The organism is Paraburkholderia phenoliruptrix (assembly GCF_047325075.1).
In the GTDB taxonomy this organism is placed as follows: Bacteria; Pseudomonadota; Gammaproteobacteria; order Burkholderiales; family Burkholderiaceae; genus Paraburkholderia; species Paraburkholderia phenoliruptrix.
Genome location: NZ_CP168531.1, coordinates 158545 through 174761, shown reverse-complemented (window position 1 = coordinate 174761; position 16217 = coordinate 158545). Strand labels below are relative to the sequence as shown.

Sequence of the window (16217 nt, the reverse complement as noted above, 5' to 3'; positions counted from 1 at the left end):
ATACGAACCCGCGCCGTCCCTCTCCTATCTCGATTGCGCAAAATCCCGCAAAATGCGCCGAGCCTGCATCCGCTCGGCAGCGCGCAGCTCTTTCAGGTACTGCTCGTCTGACGCGGGTGAGAGCAGATCCGCGGTTGTCCGGACGCGGCTGCCGGCAGCCCCGGCGCGTGCTTGCAATGCGCACGCATCGTCGATGGGGCACGACACCGGGAAAATCGTGGCGCCCGCGGTCAGGAGCCAGATGGTGCGCGTCACGCCGTCGGCAATGCTCAATTGCACGGAGCCGCCGTTCTCCGCGCGGCATGTCATGAGGGCAAGCGGAACGGGGTCGAATTGCCCTTCCATGAAGCCGATTTCGGCGGCAGCGAATTTTTCGTCGGACGGCCACAAGGCTTGCGACGCATCCGCGCATCGCTCGGGTTTGCCGCCGGTACGCCGCCATTGTTCGAGCAGCCGGTCGGCGTCGACCTCGACGACCGCAACGCTCGCGTCTCCCGGCGAGGCGGACACGCGCATGAACACGGTGCCGAAATTAGCTGTCGGAATCTGAAATACGGCGCAGCGTTGCTTCGCGTGCCACGCGATGCCATAGAGCGTCTTCACGTGCTTCTCCTGTCGTGATGGTCCGCATACTTATAGCGGGCACGACCATACCCAAAAATGGGAGAAGTCCCAATCGTCGGCAGCGCGGCGTCAGGTCTGAACCGGCGCGGCTATTCCCGGCTGGCAATAGCCGGTCGCGCGTCGTCAGTGGAAGAGAGAGAAGAAGAAGCGGAAGCACCACCAGGCGCGCCGGAGCCGCTGTCAGCCGTCCGTGAACCTTGATCGCCCCAGACAACGGAGTTATCCACGGCGTACAGGCGGCAAGGCGCCGAGCTCTGCTTCTGGCAATTCGCAATGGCAACCGACATCGGATCGTCGCCGCCCTCGGCCCACGACCATGCGCCGGTGTCCGACACCGCGAACGCGCGGCTCGGATACTGGCGCAGGAAGTTGCGGTAGCCCGCGCGCCCGGCTTCGTCGACGTAGGGCACGGCGTCCACGGCATCGACGGAAGCAAAGCCGCTCGCCTTCGGCGCGGCCGGATCCGCCACGCGGTATTGCACGCCGGTCGGCATGCCCACGCGGGCAAGGAACGCCTCGACTGCCGGCCACCAGACCTGCACGCCGTCGCGGTCGCCGACGAGCCGGTGCGCATCGTTCTTATATTTGCCGTAGTCGACCATTTTCGCGCTGGCGCCGTGCGCGATATACGCCGCGTACATGCCGGCCACGAGGGGCGCGTTCCACACCGAATCGTTGTCGCCGTACATCCACAGCGACGGCACCTTCGTCTTGTCGCCGTACGCGCCGAACGCGCGTGTCAGGTTGCCTTGCCAGTCGCCGCACGCGTCCTGCCGCAAGCCGCCCGAGAAGTTGATGAGCGCCCGCACGCCCGGCGCGGCTTCGGTGCCGTACGCCATCGTCGCGAGGCCGCCGTGCGACGTGCCCGCCACCACAATGTGCGACGCGTCGACGTAAGCTTGCTTCGACATGTAGTCGATGGTGGCCGCGACGTCGCCGGCCTGCGAGATGCCGTTGCGTTCGACGTCACATCCGTCCTGATGATAAACGCCGCCCGACTGGCCGAAGCCCTGGCGGTTCGGCGCCACCACCACGTAGCCGCGGCGCACGAATTCGCGCGCAAGCGGCAGCGGGTCGCTGCGTTCCTGCATACGCGGATCGCCGGGAATCTTGCCGTGGTTGAAGACGATCATCGGGAACGGACCCGCGCCATCCGGCTTGTAAATCGTCGTTTGAAGCGTGATCTGTCCGTCGGCGTCGACGGGAATGCGAATGATCTGCTCGTTCAGGCGCGCGCTCGGCAGATAGATGTCGTCCGGCAACGCGATGCGCGGCACCTGCGCGCGGGCGAGCGGTCCGGGGGCGTCCGCGAGCGGGTTGGCGTGCGCGGCCGCGACAGCGCACATCGCCGCTGCACCCATCGCCGCACACTTCGCCAGAACCTTGCTCAACGCCATTCACGCACCTGCCAGAAAAACCGCCTCGACATCGCACGTCTGTTTGGTGAAACGCGCGGCTGACATTCGCCTTTCGCCCGCATTTGCGACAAACAAAAACATGCTCACGTACGCATTGCGCGAAGCGCACGCACGCCAGATCGAGATCGCACGGGATAAACCCAACGGCCGGCGCGACCCCACGCGCCGATGATGAACGCCACGTCTGCTGCCGGGGAACCGCGGCCGCAACCTCATATCTGGTTATCGGCCGGCGCCGGCGCAACTTGCGGAACCCTTACCAGCGAGCTCTCGCAGGGTGGCGTCATGAAGCAACGGCCTCATCCTGGCACGACAATTTTGTTTTGTGCAATCAAGGAGAACCCGTGACGAAAAATTTGCCGCGTAGCGGCGGAGGCACAGGGGAGGCGGAATGAGGCCGCGGAAGTGCGCTGAGCGTGCGCATTGGGGCGCGAACCAAGCCACAGATGGTCTGAGTCGACGTGTCGAGCGGAAGCGATCGCCGGGCGCTGCTGCAGGTCAGCCGACTGCGGACGAGCCGAGCTGTGGCGTCGCGCCAACATAAAAGAGCCTCGCCAGTGGGCTAAGCGCCCAAAGGGCCAAATGCGATGGCGGCGACACGTCGCAGCACGCTGTCCGCCACCGCGCCACCGCGCCACACGCCAAGACGCCAAGACGCCAAGACGCCAAGACGCCAAGACGCCAAGACGCCAAGACGCCAAGACGCCAAGACGCCAAGACGCCAAGACGCCACCGCGCCAAGTAAGCCGCCGAAAGCTGCCCCAAGCCACCTAAGCCACCGAAGCCACCGAAGCCACCGAAGCCACCGAAGCCACCGAAAAACTACTCCCTCACATCGCCGTCGACATACAGCCAGTGGCCGCAATCATCACGAACGAACCGGCTCAGCTCATGCAACCGATGCGCGCGGCCCGCCACCTTGTACCGTGCGACGAACTCGACCATCGCGTGCTGCGGGTCGGTTTCGGCGAATGCCTTGATCTGGAGTCCGAGCCAACGCGGCGCGTCGGGCGCTTCGAGGTCCACGTCGAGGTCGGCGGGGCAGGTTGCCGGCGCCCAGGTGGCGCGCAGGTAGTCGGTTGCGCCGACAACATACGCGCTGTAACGCGAGCGCATCAGTTCGAGCGCCCGCGGCGCCGGCTCGCCGCCGTCGATGTAACGGCCGCAGCACGCCGCAAATCGCGGTGCCTTCACAGCACCCGACGCGTGAGGCGCGGCGCCGCCGCAAGGACAGTCGACGGGGCGCCGCGTGGACAATTCATGCTTGCTCATGGGACTCTTAAGCGGACTCTTAGGGAAACTTTTAAGGAAACTCTTAACCAAGACCGCGCGCAATCAATATCTTCTGGATGTCGCTCGTGCCTTCGTAGATCTGGCACACGCGTACATCGCGATAAATCCGTTCGACCGGGAAGTCGCTCAGGTACCCATAGCCGCCGTGAATCTGCAATGCCGCCGAACAGATGCGCTCCGCGGCTTCCGACGCGAACAGCTTTGCCATGGCGGCTTCCGTCAGACACGGCTGGCCCGCGTCTTTCAGCGCGGCCGCGTGCCAGATCAACTGACGCGCGGCTTCGAGTTGCGTCGCCATGTCCGCGAGACGGAATTGCACGGCCTGGTGCGAGAAAAGCGGCGCGCCGAAGCTCTCGCGTTCTTTCGCATAGCTCAACGCGGCTTCGAACGCCGCGCGCGCCATGCCGACGCTTTGCGCGGCGATGCCGATGCGCCCGCCTTCGAGCCCCGACAGCGCGATGCGATAACCCTCGCCTTCCGCGCCGATCAGGTTCGCGGCGGGGACGCGGCAGTCCTCGAAGACGATTTGCGCCGTGTCCGACGAATGCTGGCCGAGCTTGTCCTCGAGCCGCGCGACGACGTAACCGCTGCTGTCGGTCGGCACGATGAACGCGCTGATGCCGCGCTTGCCCGCCGCCTTGTCGGTGACGGCCATCACGATTGCGACCTGAGCGTTCTTGCCGCTCGTGATGAACTGCTTCACGCCGTTGAGCACGTACGCGTCGCCGTCGCGCGTTGCCGTGGTGCGCAGCGCCGACGCATCCGAGCCCGCCTGCGGTTCGGTCAGACAGAACGCGCCGAGCATCTCGCCGCGCGCAAGCGGCGTGAGCCAGTCGCGCTTTTGCGCGTCGCTGCCGTACGTCAGCAGAATGCTGCACACCGGGCAATTGTTGACAGAGATGGCCGTGGATGTGCCGCCGTCGCCGGCTGCGATTTCTTCGAGAATCAGCGCGAGCGCAAGCGCGTCCATGCCGGCGCCGCCGTACGCTTCGGGCACCAGCACGCCGTAGGCGCCGAGTTCCGCGAGCTGACGGTGCACATCTTTCGGAAAGGTGCGCTCGCGGTCCCATGCCGCCGCGTGCGGCGTGATGGCGTCGCGCACGAAGGTGCGCAGCGCGTCGCGGACCATCAGGTGGTCCTGATCAAGCACCATGAGCCTGTCTCCTCACCAGTCGAGCTGCGTGCCGTCGTATTGATAGAAGCGGCCATTGAACGCCTCGCGCGAGGCCGCGGCCTGCGCCAGCACTTCGCGCATGCCGCTCACGCTGCGCGTGGGGTGCACCGCCGCCTGAGCGCCGCCCATGTCGGTCTGTACCCAGCCCGGATGCAGCGACACGCAGGTGGCGCGCTGCGCTTCGAGCGACGCGAGCTTGAGCGCGTCGTTCAGCGCCGCCTTGCTCACGCGATACAGCCAGCCGCTCGTGCCGCTCGGGTCGGCAATGCTGCCCATCCTGCTCGAAATGACGGCCAGCACGCCGCCCGTTTCTTCGACGAGCGGCAACAGGATCGGCATCAGTTGCATCGGCCCGCGCACGTTGGTGTGCATCACGTGATCGAAGTCTTCCGCGGTAATGGTTTCAACGCCTTCGCTGCGCGGACCATACACCCCGGACACGACGATGGCGACATCTACATGTTCGCCGTCGAGCTTCCAGCCGAGCGCGGCGATATCCGCAGGTTCCGTGACGTCGACGGAGTACGGTTGCGCGCCCAACTGGGCGAGGGCGTCGAGCGCGGCGCCGTCGCGCGCGGTGGCCAGCACGCGCCAGCCGCTCTCCTTGTATTGCCGGACAAACTCCTGGCCGATGCCGCGCGACGCACCGACGATCAACACTGTCTTCATGAATCACCTCCAACTCTGTTAAGCGCTGGAATGCGCGCACGACATGTCAAACCAGCTCGATGCCCATCGCGGTCGCTTCGCCGCCGCCGATGCACAGCGTCGCGACGCCGCGCTTGCCGCCGCGCTTTTTCAGCGCGCCGATGAGCGTGACGAGAATGCGCGCGCCGGATGCGCCGATCGGATGGCCGAGCGCACAGGCGCCGCCATGCACGTTGACCTTGTCGTGCGGGAGCTTGTGCTCTTTCATCGCGGCCATGGTCACGACGGCAAAGGCCTCGTTGACTTCATACAGATCGACTTCGTCCGCGCGCCAGCCGTTTTTCTCGAACAGTTTGCGAATGGCGCCGACCGGGGCCGTGGTGAACTTCGCCGGCTCCTGCGCGAAGGTGGAATGGCCCACTACGCGTGCAAGCGGCTCGACGCCGAGACGCTTTGCCGTCGATTCGCGCATCATCACGAGCGCCGCGGCGCCGTCCGAAATCGACGACGAGTTAGCGGCCGTCACGGTGCCCGTCTTGCTGAACGCGGGCTTGAGCGTGGGGATTTTGTCGAGGTTGGCCTTGTACGGCTGTTCGTCGTGCTCGACGGTGACTTCGCCTTTGCGGCTTTGCACTTTGACCGGCGCGATTTCCCAGGCGAACGAACCGTCTTCGTTTGCGCGCTTCGCGCGGTTCAGCGACTCGACGGCGAACGCGTCCTGCGCTTCGCGCGTGAAGTCGAACGACGCCGCGCATTCTTCCGCGAACGTGCCCATCAGGCGGCCTTTCTCGTACGCGTCTTCGAGACCGTCGTAGAACATGTGATCGATCACCTGGCCGTGACCCATGCGCATGCCGCCGCGCGCCTTGGGCAGCAGATAGGGCGCGTTGGTCATGCTCTCCATGCCGCCCGCGACGATCACGTCGACCGAACCGGCGGCGAGCATGTCGTGCGCGAACATCGCCGCGCGCATGCCGGAGCCGCACATCTTGTTGACGGTCGTGCTGCCCGTGGAAAGCGGCAAGCCCGCGCCGAGCGCGGCTTGCCGCGCGGGCGCCTGGCCGAGGCCCGCGGGCAGCACACAGCCCATCACCACTTCGTCGATCTGTTCGGGCTTCAAGCCCGCGCGTTGAACCGCGGCTTCAATCGCGATCGAGCCGAGTTGCGGCGCGGTGAGCGACGCAAAGTCGCCCTGAAATGCAGCCATCGGCGTGCGCGCCGCGCTCACGATCACAATCGGGTCGGCGCTCGCGCCGCTCGTCTCGCTCATCTTTGTCTCACTCATGTTTTAGCTCCTTGATCACACCCTGGACGATGGCCGGCACGTCGCCCAATTGAGCCGCGTCGGCCGCCACCACGTCGTTGTCCGCTTCATGCGCGCGGCTCGCCGACACACCGGCGACGCAGCGCTCGTAGGTCTCTTCGAGCGCGGCCGCGTTGTTGACCGTCATGCCGAGGTCGCGCACCTTGCCGTCGTGCACGCCATACGCCCAGCCGTGCACGGTCAGTTCCTGGCCGCGCGCCCATGCATCGTTGATGATGGTCGTGCGGCATACATTCACCACCTGTTCGATTGTGTTCAGTTCCACGAGACGCCGGTGACGCGCCTCGCCGAGCGGCCACTCCTCGAGCAGCGCCGCGTGCTTCGCACGCACGTCCTGCACGTGATGCAGCCAGTTGTCCGCGAGACCCACGCGGCGGCCGTGCAAGGCCGCGCCCACGCCCGAGCAGCCGTAGTGGCCGACCACCATGATGTGCTTGACCTTCAGCAGGTCGACGGCGAACTGGATCACCGAAAGGCAGTTCAGATCGGTGTGCACGACCACGTTGGCAATGTTTCTGTGCACGAACACTTCGCCCGGCGGCAGGCCGATGATCTGGTTCGCCGGCACGCGCGAATCGGAGCAGCCGATCCACAGATACTCGGGCGTCTGCTGATGCGCGAGGCGCGAGAAGTACTCGGGATCTTCCGAGAGCTTGCGGGCGACCCACGCGTCGTTGTTCTCGAACAGATGGGCGAGCGGATGAGCAGAGTTGGAAGCGTTCGTGTTCATGATGCGTTTTGGCGGTTAGTCGACCGTTTGAGCGGCCGGTTTCGTTAGATTGGATTCGGTTGATGCATGCGACGTGCGAATCACGCCTGACCCACATGCGGGTACCAGGTGGATCAGGCCACTCTCACGTCGCGTTCGTCGGCTTGCGGATCAGCAGCGGGCGTATTGGCCGCGCCCTCGAAACGCTCCGGATAGCGGATGCAAAACCGCACGCTGTTGTCATACGGAAAAAAGTCGGGCAATTCGCCTTTCAGTAGCTGTTCCTTGTGCCTTTGCCACAGCGCGGGATCGAAGAAGTCCGCGTGATGCTGCATGAACGAGCGCCGCACGCGTGGATCGCCGAGCAGGAACGTGCCATACGTTTCGGGGAAAATGTCATGCGGGCCGACCGAGTACCACGGCTCACCCGACATTTCGTCTTCCTCGTTGCGCGGCGCCGGCACCGCGCGCACGTTGCAGTCGGTCAGATATTCGATCTCGTCGTAGTCGTAGAACACCACGCGGCCGTGGCGCGTCACGCCGAAGTTCTTGTACAGCATGTCGCCGGGGAAGATGTTTGCCTGCATCAGCTCCTTCACCGCATTGCCGTATTCCTTGATGCCGTGCTCGACGTCCGCGTCGTTGCCGTTTTGCAGGAACAGATTCAACGGCACCATGCGCCGTTCGATATACATATGGCGAATCACGACGTTCTCGCCTTCGTATTCCAGCAGCGACGGCACTTCTTTTTCGAGCTCGCGAAGGAGCGTCTCGTCGAGCCGCGAAATGGGCAGGGCGACGCTCGAATACTCGAGCGTGTCGGCCATGCGCCCGAGGCGGTCGTGCCGCTTGACGAGCAGATACTTCTCCTGGATTTTCGCGCGCGTGGTTTCCTTCGGCGGCGGGAAGTTGTCCTTGATGAGCTTGAAGACGTACGGGAAGGAGGGCAGCGTGAACACCAGCATCACGAGGCCCTTGATGCCCGGCGCGATGATGAACTGGTCGCTCGAATGCGACAGGTGATGCAGCAGGTCGCGATAGAAGAGATTCTTGCCCTGCTTCTGCAAACCCACCGACGTGTAGATTTCCGCTTTCGGCTTGCCCGGCATGATCATGCCGAGGAATTCCACATAAGCGGACGGCACTTCCATGTCGACCAGAAAATACGAGTGCGAAAAACTGAAGATGATCAGCAACTGCTCGCGCTTGAGCAGCACGGTGTCGAGCGCCAGCACACCCGGCTTCACGTGACGCAGCGGCACGGCGAACGGCAGCAGCATGTCGCCGTTGATGATTCGCCCGACGATATACGCCGCCTTGTTGCGAAAGAACAGCGACGAGAGCACGTGAATCTGGAAGTTCGGCGCTTCGTCGAAGGTGCCGAACGCGTCGTGAATGGCTTGCATCACGCAGCCCACATCGCGTGTCAGATCTTCGAACGGCGGTTCGAGCTGAAAATTCGTGACGATGCGCTCGAGCGTCGCGGCGAGACCGTCCTTGCCCGGGTAGTACGCGCGATACGTCGGCTTGGCGGCCGGCTCGTCATTCTCGAGATATTCCGTCGAGATCGCCGGGCGCACGAAAATGAAGTCGTTATTGAAATACGAGCGGTGCAGGATTTTGCAGCACACCGAATTGAAAAAGGTTTCCGCGCATTCGGGCTGACGGTGCGTGGTCAGCAGACCAATGTAGTGCAGCTTGATCTGCTGCCACACTTCACTGTCAATGTTCTCCGCGTCGTATTCGTCTTCGAGCAGTTCGACGCATTCCTGAACGCGGTCGTCGTATGAAGTAATGCGCTCGCGCGCGAGCTTTTGCAGGCCGTGCCAGTCGCCGTTTTCGAACAGCGTCTTGGCGTGGATCGCCGCGTCGCTAAAGATCCGGTAGTGCCGGTTGAATCCTTCGAGCATGGTTTGCGCGACGTCAAAGCCGATTTGCGACGACAACAGTTTGGGAAAGTGATTCATGTCGACCGTGCATTCGTCTCATGTCGTGAAGACACCCGTGATTGTATCGTTCGGGTGCGCCCGCGACGCATTGCGTCAACCGGCGCGTGCCTCGGCGCCGCGTGGGCGCTGCCGGGCATTGGCCGACTTTTCCAGGCAACTGCGTTCAATGCCGCGGTTCGGCATTGCTAAACCAGCCAATTTCCAGCAAAAAATTTCCTTCGCCTTGACGCTTGTCTCTGCTTAGGCGGGCTTGGCTTCGCGGGTATCTCGCGTGCCGGCTGCATGCGTGCCGCCTTCGAGCAGCGCGCGCGCCTGCGCTTCATACTGCGCGAGGTCTTCGAGCGTCGCGTTCAGGTCTTCCAGCTGCCGCTCCAGCACCTCGCGATGACGCGTGACCGTGGCGAGAAACGCGTGCAGTTGCGGGACGGTGTCCGTCGGCGATTCATACACGTCCAGCAGATCGCGAATCTCCGAGAGCGTGAAGCCGAGCCGTTTGCCGCGCAGCGTGAGCTTCAGCCGCGTGCGGTCGCGACCCGAATAGACGCGCCGCAAGCCGCTCGAACCTTCGCGGCTCGGCGAGAGTAAACCCTGGTCTTCGTAGAAACGAATGGCGCGCGGCGTGACGTCGAATTCGCGCGCGAGTTCGGTGATCGTGTATTGGGTGGTCATCGGGCATTCACTAGCCGGGCACAAAACCGGATTGACGATAGAATCGACGTTTACGTTATCGTCAACTTGGGTTGAATGCAACCTGCGGCAAGTACGCGGAAAGCGTGGAGGAAGACAGCGGAATGAATGCACTCGAACATCAACTCGACTATCCGTTCAAGGACTTGATGCCTGAGCTGGGCCGCGCGCAGGAAGTCGCGCCCGGCGTGTTCTGGCTGCGCATGCCGCTGCCGTTCGCGCTCGACCACATTAATGTGTGGCTGCTGCGCGACCGGATCGACGGCGAAGAGGGCTGGACGGTCGTCGACTGCGGGATCGCGTCGGACGCGATCCGGGAGAACTGGGAGAAGGTGTTCGACTCGGTGCTCGGCGGCTTGCCCGTGCTGCGCGTGATCGTCACGCATTGCCATCCGGACCACATCGGTCTCGCGCACTGGGTGTGCAGCGGCGGCGACAAGAAGCGCTGGGACGCGCGCCTGTGGATGACGCTCGGCGAATACATGCAGGCTCGCGTGATGGCGGCCGGCGACGGCTCCAACGCAGGCGGCGAGGCGGCCGCGCGGCACTTTGCACTGCACGGCGTGACCGACGAGACATCGCTCGATAAATTGCGCAGCCGGCAGAGCTATTACGCGAATCTCGTGCCGGCCGTGCCGGGCCAGTACCGGCGCCTGCGCGAGGCGGACGGCGTGACGATCGGCGCAAAGACGTGGCGCGTGGTGACCGGCTACGGCCATTCGCCCGAGCACTGCGCGCTGCATTGCGAAGAGCTCGGCGTGCTCATTTCCGGCGACATGGTGCTGCCGCGCATTTCGACGAACGTGTCCGTGTTCGCCATGGAGCCGGAAGGCTCGCCGCTTGCGCTCTATCTGGAGTCGCTCGCGCGCTACGAGGCGATGCCGGAAGACACGCTCGTCTTGCCCTCGCACGGCAAGCCGTTTCGCGGCGTGCGCACGCGCGTCGCCCAATTGCGCGAGCATCACGACGCGCGTCTTGCCGAAGTGCGCGAGGCGTGTGCGCACAAGCCGCACAGCGCCGCGGATATCGTGCCGCTCATGTTCAAACGCCAGCTCGATATTCACCAGTTGACGTTCGCCATGGGCGAGGCGCTCGCGCACCTGCATCTGCTGTGGCTTGCCGGCACATTGAAGCGCACGCACGACGCCGACGGCGTAATGCGGTTCTCGGCGTGAGCGCCCGGATCGTTTGATGCGATAGGCCGGCAAAAAAAGCCCGGCGCGCTTTGATCGCGCGACCGGGCTTTTTTGTGTTGCGGCTGAAAGGGCAGCGCGTTACTGCACCGACACGGCCCCGAAGTTCTGCCGTCCGAACGGACTCACGTGATAACCGCTCACATTGGTTCGCGTGATGGCCGCCGCCGTCGGATAGCCGAGCGGAATCCACAGCGCCTCGTCGTGGATGATCTGCTGCGCGGCCTCATACGCTTTCGCGCGCTTGGCCTGATCCGGCGTGGACTTGCCTTCGGCGATCAGCTTGTCGAGGTCCTGATCGCAGAAACGCGCGAAGTTGATCCCAGACTTCACCGCATTGCAGCTGAAGAGCGGCGACAGGTAGTTGTCCGGATCGCCGTTGTCGCCGGCCCAGCCCATGAAGAGCGAGTCGTGCTGGCCTTGCTTCGCCTGCTTGATCAGCTCGCCCCATTCGATCACCTTCACGTCGGCCTTCACGCCGATCTTCGCGAAATCCGCCTGCAGCAGTTCGGCGCCCGCCTTCGGATTCGGATTGAGCACGCTGCCGTTCGGACGCACCCAGATGGTCGTTTCAAAGCCGTTCGGGTAGCCCGCGTCGGCGAGCAGTTTCTTTGCCTTCGCCGGATCGTACGGCCAAGCCTTCACCGCCTTGTCGTAGCTCCAGGTGTTCGGCGGATACGGATTCACGGCCGGCGTTGCCGTGTTGTCGAACACCGTCTTCAGATAGGTGCCGCGGTCGAACGCCATATTCAGGGCGGCGCGAACTTTCTGATTGTCGAGCGGCTTCTTCTGCGTGTTCAGTGCGACGAACGCCGTCATGAACGCCGGCGTTTGCACGATGGCGAGCGATTTGTCGCTTTTCGCATCCGCGAGATCCTGCGGTTTCGGCGACAGCGCGATCTGGCATTCGCCCGCTTTCACCTTTTGCGCGCGCACGGTGGCGTCGGGCGTGATGGCGTAGATCAGGCGGTCGATTTTCGGCTTCGGTCCCCAGTAGGTCGGGTTCACGTCGTAGCGGATCACCGCGTCTTTCGTGTAGCTCTTCAGCTCGAACGGACCAGTGCCGATCGGCTTCGAGTTCAGATCGACCTGCTTGCCGGCCTTCAGCAACTGGTCGGCGTATTCGGCCGAATAGATAGAGGCGAAGCCCATCGTCAGGATCGACACGAAAGTCGCGTCCGGCGCGTTCAGTTCGAACTTGACGGTGTTGTCGTCGACCTTGCTGATCGACTTGATGAGCTTCGGCAAGCCCATGGACTGCGCGTGCGGGAAGCCGCTCGCGCCCGCCACCTTGTGCCACGGGTTGCTGTCGTTGAGCATGCGGTCGAACGTGAAGACGACGTCGTCGGCATTCAGCGGGCGAGTGGGCTTGAAGTAGTCGGTGGTCTGGAACTGGACGTTCGGGCGCAGATGGAACGTGTAGGTGAGACCGTCCGCGCTCACTTCCCATTTGTCCGCGAGCGATGGCACCACTTTCTTCGCGGCCTCGTCGTAGGACACGAGCGAGTTGAAGATCACATCGGCCGACGCGTTGGTCGTGACGAGCGAGTTGAACTGCACGACGTCGAAGCCGTCGGGGCTCGATTCGGTGCAGACGGTCAGCGGTTTGGCGAGCACGAGCGCGGGCGCCGTGAACAGTACGGCGGCTGCGAGCAGTTTGAAGCGCATAAGATCTCCGGTAACGAGCGCAGTCAGGCAGTGCGTCGGGTTGTGGTTATGTTCCGTCGACTTCATTTTGATACGTTTCGGGCGCTCGCGCAGGGTCGCCAGAATCCCGACTCATGCGCGCGCCGGCCTTCGCGAAAGCTTATCGAAGGGCAGTTTCGACGACAACAACATAATCCGCATATTCATATGGCGGCTGCCGAGCCGGCGCTCGTTCATGCCGCTGCGGCGCGCTGCATCAGATAAGCGATGCCTTCGATCGCCCGCGCGCCGTACCACGAGACCATTTCCCCGTCGATCAGCTCGATGCGCTTGCCGCCCATGCGCGGATCGCGCTGGAGCGCCTCGCAATGAGCTTGCGTGAAGCGGTAGGGCTCGGTAGAAAGCAGAATGCGCTCGACGTCGGCAAGCCACGGTGCGCGGTTTGCGCCAGCGAATTCGAACGACGGATAGCGGGCCGCGCCCGCCGTGCCGCCTTGCACGTCGGGCAGCGTCTGCCAGTTGACGAGGCGCAGCATCGCGGAAATATAGGTGTCGCGCGCGACGGTCATCCACGGTTCGCGCCAGATCAGATACAGCACGTTTTGCGGGCGGAAAGCGCGTGTCGCCGCTTCGTGCAGCCGGGCTTCCAGTTGATCTGCGAGATTCGACGCCTCCCGCTCGCGACCGAAGATCGCGCCGAGCAGCGCGTACAGCGAGAGATTGTCGTGCGGCGTCTGCGGGTGAGTCACGACGACATGCGGCACGAACGTGCGCAGTTGCTCGACGGTATCGCGCTCGTTCTCGTCGATATTGACGATCAGATGAGTGGGTTGCAGCGCGCGAACGGCCTCGACATTCACCGCTTTCGTGCCGCCCACCTTCGGCACGTTGCGGACCTTGTCGCGCGGATGCACGCAAAAGCCGGTGCGCCCGACAATTTGCCGATCGAGGCCGAGCGCGAATAACAGTTCGGTGATGCTCGGCACGAGCGAGACGATGCGGGCGCCGGTGCCCACTTTTTCGTGCGCGACGCCGGTTGCATCGACCGCACGCGTGGACATGATTTACTCGACGACGGCGCGCGGCTTGCGCGGCGCGCGTTCGAACACGCGGTCGTACAACCAGCGCGGCACGACGTGCAGCAGCATGGCGACGAGCCGCATCTGCCACGGAAACACCGCGAACGCCGCGCGGCGCTCGATTGCCTGCGCGGCCTTGGCGGCGAAGCGATCGGCGTCCATCAGAAAGGGCATGGTGTAGGGATTGTGCGCGGTCATCGGCGTGCGGATATAGCCGGGCGCAATGGTGACCACGCCGACGCCGTGGGGACGCATTTCGACGCGCAACGCCTCGAGATACTTGAGCGCCGCCGATTTCGATGCGCTATACGCGCCCGAACCCGGCAGCCCGCGCACGCCTGCGACGCTCGCAATGCCGACGAGCGTGCCGCGTCTCGCCGCCACCATGGCCGCGGCGAACGGCTCGAAGGTCGCGACCATGCCGAAATAGTTGATGTCCATCACTTCGCGGAAGGTGCGCAGGTCGCCTTCGCCGGTCACGGCGCCGCGGCTCACGCCCGCGTTGGCGATCACAATGTCCGGCAGGCCGTGTTGCGCGATGAACTGCGCGGCAGCTTCCGCGAGCGCCTCGGCGTCGCGCACGTCGACGCAATAAGTGGAAATGGAATTTTGCGGATGAGACCGCTGGAAGGCGGCGAGGGCGTCGCCGCGGCGGGCCACGAGGCCGAGAACCGCGCCGCGCCGCGCGTATTCGGCGGCGAGCGCGAGGCCGATCCCACTCGAAGCGCCGGTAATGAAGACTTTCAACGGTGAACTCATTCCGGCGCCTCGGCTTTACATCTTCTTCGCGCGGACCTGCTGGACCAGGTAGTCGAGCACCTGGATCGTGCCCGGCAAGCTGTTGGTCGCGGCCGGGCCGGTTTCATACTTGCCCTGCACGGCGATGGTCGGCACGCCGTCGATCTTGTAGTCCTCCAGCAGCTTCTTGTCCTTTTGCAGCGCGCTTTGCGTCGAGAACGAGTTGTACGCGTCCATGTACTTCTTCGGATCGACGCCGTTCTTCGCGAGGAACTTGGCCTGGTCTTCCGGCGTCAGCAGGTAGTTCTTGTTGACGTGGATCTCGTTGAACACCTTCGGCGTAAGCTGCGAAGCGAGGCCGAGCGCGTCGAGCGCATGGAACATCTTCGAATGCGGAATGAAGTCGTCGCGGAAAGCCACCGGCACGCGTTTGAAGACGACGTCCGGACCCTGCTTCTTCACCCACGCTTCGAGGTACGGGTTGAATTCGTTGCAATGCGGGCAGCCGTACCAGAAAAATTCGGTGACTTCGATCTTGCCGGCGGGCACGTCGGTAGGCTGCGCGGTGGGCAATACGGTGTAGTCCTTGCCCGCGACCGGCGCGCTCGGCGACGCGTGCGCCGAGGCCGCGACAAGGCCCAGCGAGAGGAACAGGATGCTCAGCAGTTTTTTCATGTTGTGTTGACCCAGGTAGGCGTAAAACAGTGGCGCCACGCAAATGCCCGTCACCGTTTTCAGTATCGGCGTTCAACGGTTCTGTCGTCCGTCGTGCTCAATCATGCTTGTCTTGCTTGCGAATCTTGTGACAGGCGCCGCGCACCGATAGTTCGGCGGCGGCGCCCGATCTGCGGATCCTTGCTATTTATTGCTTGGTGAAGCGGATGACGGCGGTGTCCACGCCCGCGTCCGAGAGACGCTGACGGCTCGCGTTCATGTCCTCGAACTTGGAGAACGGCCCAATGCGCACGCGATAGTACGTGACGCCGCCCGCCTCGCGCTGCGTGACCTTCGACTCGAAACCCTGGAACGCGAGGCGCGCGCGCTGCTGCTCGGCGTCGGCAGCGGTCTTGTAGGCGCCTACTTGCAGGAAGTAGCCGGTGTTCGCGTCGCCGGGTGCGGGTGCTGCGCCTGAGCCCGGCTTCACATTCGCGACCGTTGCCGAAGAGGTGCTCTTCGGCGCCGAACCCGCCGCGGTGGCGGCCGGTGCGCTCAGGGCTTGGGGTTTTTTCACCGCGGCCGTGGCGCTGCTGCTGCCGTTTTCCTGCGCGGGCTTGGGCGCGACGGCCGTGCCGTTGGCATTGCTGTTGGCGCTCGTGTTGCCGTTGCCGATGGTAGGCGGCACTTCGATGATTTGCGGCTGTTCCAGCATGCCGGACTGCGTCTGCGAGTTCGTCTGGCCAGGCGCAGTGTTCGGCGGCGCGGGTTGCGCGGCCTGCGGCACCGGCTGACCCGGCGACTTGCCTTGCAGCGGACGGTTAGGATCGTATTGCGCCTGGCTCGCGCCCGAATCCGACGCAGCCGGCGGCGCCACCTTCGAGACGAACGGCGTAGGCGCACGGGTGATATACAGCGCCACCACTACCGCGATCGCAAGGCCGACGATGAGGCCCAGCACGATGCCGAGAAAAGTACCCCCGGTTTGTTTCGATTGCTTTGTTGTGCGGCGTGGTTTTGCCATCGTATGAATCACCTGCAAAAAGAATCCTGGAACGGCCGTCGATTATAACGACGGCC

15 protein-coding genes are annotated in these 16217 nt (G+C 63.9%); 1 reads left to right on the top strand and 14 read right to left on the bottom strand.

Features of this window, described 5'->3' with window-relative positions; all coding sequences use genetic code 11:
* Positions 1-24: 24 nt before the first annotated feature.
* The 9 genes from ACEN8U_RS12720 to ACEN8U_RS12680 form a co-directional block, all read right to left on the bottom strand.
* A complete protein-coding gene (locus ACEN8U_RS12720) occupies positions 25-603 on the bottom strand; it encodes a plasmid fertility inhibition factor family protein (RefSeq protein WP_310104830.1) in 579 nt (192 codons plus the stop codon).
* Positions 604-713: 110 nt separating this feature from the next.
* Positions 714-2021, bottom strand: coding sequence for a dienelactone hydrolase family protein (locus ACEN8U_RS12715; RefSeq protein ID WP_015001465.1), 1308 nt, complete (start codon positions 2019-2021; stop codon positions 714-716).
* An 843-nt stretch (positions 2022-2864) separates the two neighbouring features.
* On the bottom strand, positions 2865-3314 hold the full coding sequence (locus ACEN8U_RS12710; RefSeq protein ID WP_015001466.1) for a YchJ family protein: 450 nt from the start codon (positions 3312-3314) through the stop codon (positions 2865-2867).
* Between the two features lie 43 nt (positions 3315-3357).
* Complete coding sequence (locus ACEN8U_RS12705; RefSeq protein WP_013586937.1) at positions 3358-4488, bottom strand: acyl-CoA dehydrogenase family protein; 1131 nt, start codon at positions 4486-4488, stop codon at positions 3358-3360.
* A 12-nt stretch (positions 4489-4500) separates the two neighbouring features.
* Positions 4501-5178, bottom strand: a complete 678-nt coding sequence (locus ACEN8U_RS12700) for an SDR family oxidoreductase (RefSeq protein WP_310104843.1) — start codon at positions 5176-5178, stop codon at positions 4501-4503.
* Between the two features lie 46 nt (positions 5179-5224).
* Positions 5225-6442 (bottom strand): acetyl-CoA C-acetyltransferase, encoded by a 1218-nt coding sequence (locus ACEN8U_RS12695; RefSeq protein WP_310104846.1) that lies wholly within the window; start codon positions 6440-6442, stop codon positions 5225-5227.
* The gene (can, locus tag ACEN8U_RS12690; protein WP_015001469.1) at positions 6435-7211 is read right to left on the bottom strand and encodes a carbonate dehydratase; all 777 of its coding nucleotides are present in this window, start codon (positions 7209-7211) and stop codon (positions 6435-6437) included. Before can ends, ACEN8U_RS12695 begins: the two co-directional genes overlap by 8 nt.
* 113 nt (positions 7212-7324) lie before the next feature.
* Positions 7325-9157 (bottom strand): bifunctional isocitrate dehydrogenase kinase/phosphatase, encoded by a 1833-nt coding sequence (aceK, locus tag ACEN8U_RS12685; protein WP_310104851.1) that lies wholly within the window; start codon positions 9155-9157, stop codon positions 7325-7327.
* Between the two features lie 222 nt (positions 9158-9379).
* Complete coding sequence (locus tag ACEN8U_RS12680) at positions 9380-9808, bottom strand: MerR family transcriptional regulator (RefSeq protein WP_013586942.1); 429 nt, start codon at positions 9806-9808, stop codon at positions 9380-9382.
* A 122-nt stretch (positions 9809-9930) separates the two neighbouring features.
* On the opposite strand from ACEN8U_RS12680, the gene ACEN8U_RS12675 reads away from it, so the two are divergent.
* Positions 9931-11001 carry an MBL fold metallo-hydrolase gene (locus ACEN8U_RS12675; RefSeq protein WP_310104858.1) on the top strand — a complete coding sequence of 357 codons (1071 nt, stop codon included), beginning with the start codon at positions 9931-9933 and terminating at the stop codon, positions 10999-11001.
* Between the two features lie 99 nt (positions 11002-11100).
* On the opposite strand, the gene ACEN8U_RS12670 is transcribed toward ACEN8U_RS12675, so the two are convergent.
* The 5 genes from ACEN8U_RS12670 to ACEN8U_RS12650 form a co-directional block, all read right to left on the bottom strand.
* Complete coding sequence (locus ACEN8U_RS12670; protein WP_041745952.1) at positions 11101-12687, bottom strand: ABC transporter substrate-binding protein; 1587 nt, start codon at positions 12685-12687, stop codon at positions 11101-11103.
* A 212-nt stretch (positions 12688-12899) separates the two neighbouring features.
* A complete protein-coding gene (locus tag ACEN8U_RS12665; protein WP_310104861.1) occupies positions 12900-13727 on the bottom strand; it encodes a cobalamin-binding protein in 828 nt (275 codons plus the stop codon).
* A 3-nt stretch (positions 13728-13730) separates the two neighbouring features.
* Entirely contained in the window at positions 13731-14504 is a 774-nt protein-coding gene (locus ACEN8U_RS12660) for an SDR family oxidoreductase (protein ID WP_310104863.1), read from the bottom strand.
* Positions 14505-14519: 15 nt separating this feature from the next.
* Positions 14520-15158, bottom strand: a complete 639-nt coding sequence (locus ACEN8U_RS12655) for a thiol:disulfide interchange protein DsbA/DsbL (RefSeq protein ID WP_028361566.1) — start codon at positions 15156-15158, stop codon at positions 14520-14522.
* 187 nt (positions 15159-15345) lie between these two features.
* Complete coding sequence (locus ACEN8U_RS12650) at positions 15346-16179, bottom strand: SPOR domain-containing protein (protein ID WP_310104865.1); 834 nt, start codon at positions 16177-16179, stop codon at positions 15346-15348.
* Between the last annotated feature and the right edge of the window lie 38 nt (positions 16180-16217).

Bases quoted from the DNA above. Each gene is read 5' to 3' on its own strand.
- ACEN8U_RS12680 (WP_013586942.1), bottom strand. From the start codon at position 9,808: ATGACCACCCAATACACGATCACCGAACTCGCGCGCGAATTCGACGTC.
- ACEN8U_RS12700 (WP_310104843.1), bottom strand. From the start codon at position 5,178: ATGAAGACAGTGTTGATCGTCGGTGCGTCGCGCGGCATCGGCCAGGAG.
- can (WP_015001469.1), bottom strand. From the start codon at position 7,211: ATGAACACGAACGCTTCCAACTCTGCTCATCCGCTCGCCCATCTGTTC.
- ACEN8U_RS12695 (WP_310104846.1), bottom strand. From the start codon at position 6,442: ATGAGTGAGACAAAGATGAGCGAGACGAGCGGCGCGAGCGCCGACCCG.
- ACEN8U_RS12670 (WP_041745952.1), bottom strand. From the start codon at position 12,687: ATGCGCTTCAAACTGCTCGCAGCCGCCGTACTGTTCACGGCGCCCGCG.
- ACEN8U_RS12655 (WP_028361566.1), bottom strand. From the start codon at position 15,158: ATGAAAAAACTGCTGAGCATCCTGTTCCTCTCGCTGGGCCTTGTCGCG.
- ACEN8U_RS12705 (WP_013586937.1), bottom strand. From the start codon at position 4,488: ATGGTGCTTGATCAGGACCACCTGATGGTCCGCGACGCGCTGCGCACC.
- ACEN8U_RS12665 (WP_310104861.1), bottom strand. From the start codon at position 13,727: ATGTCCACGCGTGCGGTCGATGCAACCGGCGTCGCGCACGAAAAAGTG.
- ACEN8U_RS12715 (WP_015001465.1), bottom strand. From the start codon at position 2,021: ATGGCGTTGAGCAAGGTTCTGGCGAAGTGTGCGGCGATGGGTGCAGCG.
- ACEN8U_RS12710 (WP_015001466.1), bottom strand. From the start codon at position 3,314: ATGAGCAAGCATGAATTGTCCACGCGGCGCCCCGTCGACTGTCCTTGC.
- ACEN8U_RS12675 (WP_310104858.1), top strand. From the start codon at position 9,931: ATGAATGCACTCGAACATCAACTCGACTATCCGTTCAAGGACTTGATG.
- ACEN8U_RS12660 (WP_310104863.1), bottom strand. From the start codon at position 14,504: ATGAGTTCACCGTTGAAAGTCTTCATTACCGGCGCTTCGAGTGGGATC.
- aceK (WP_310104851.1), bottom strand. From the start codon at position 9,157: ATGAATCACTTTCCCAAACTGTTGTCGTCGCAAATCGGCTTTGACGTC.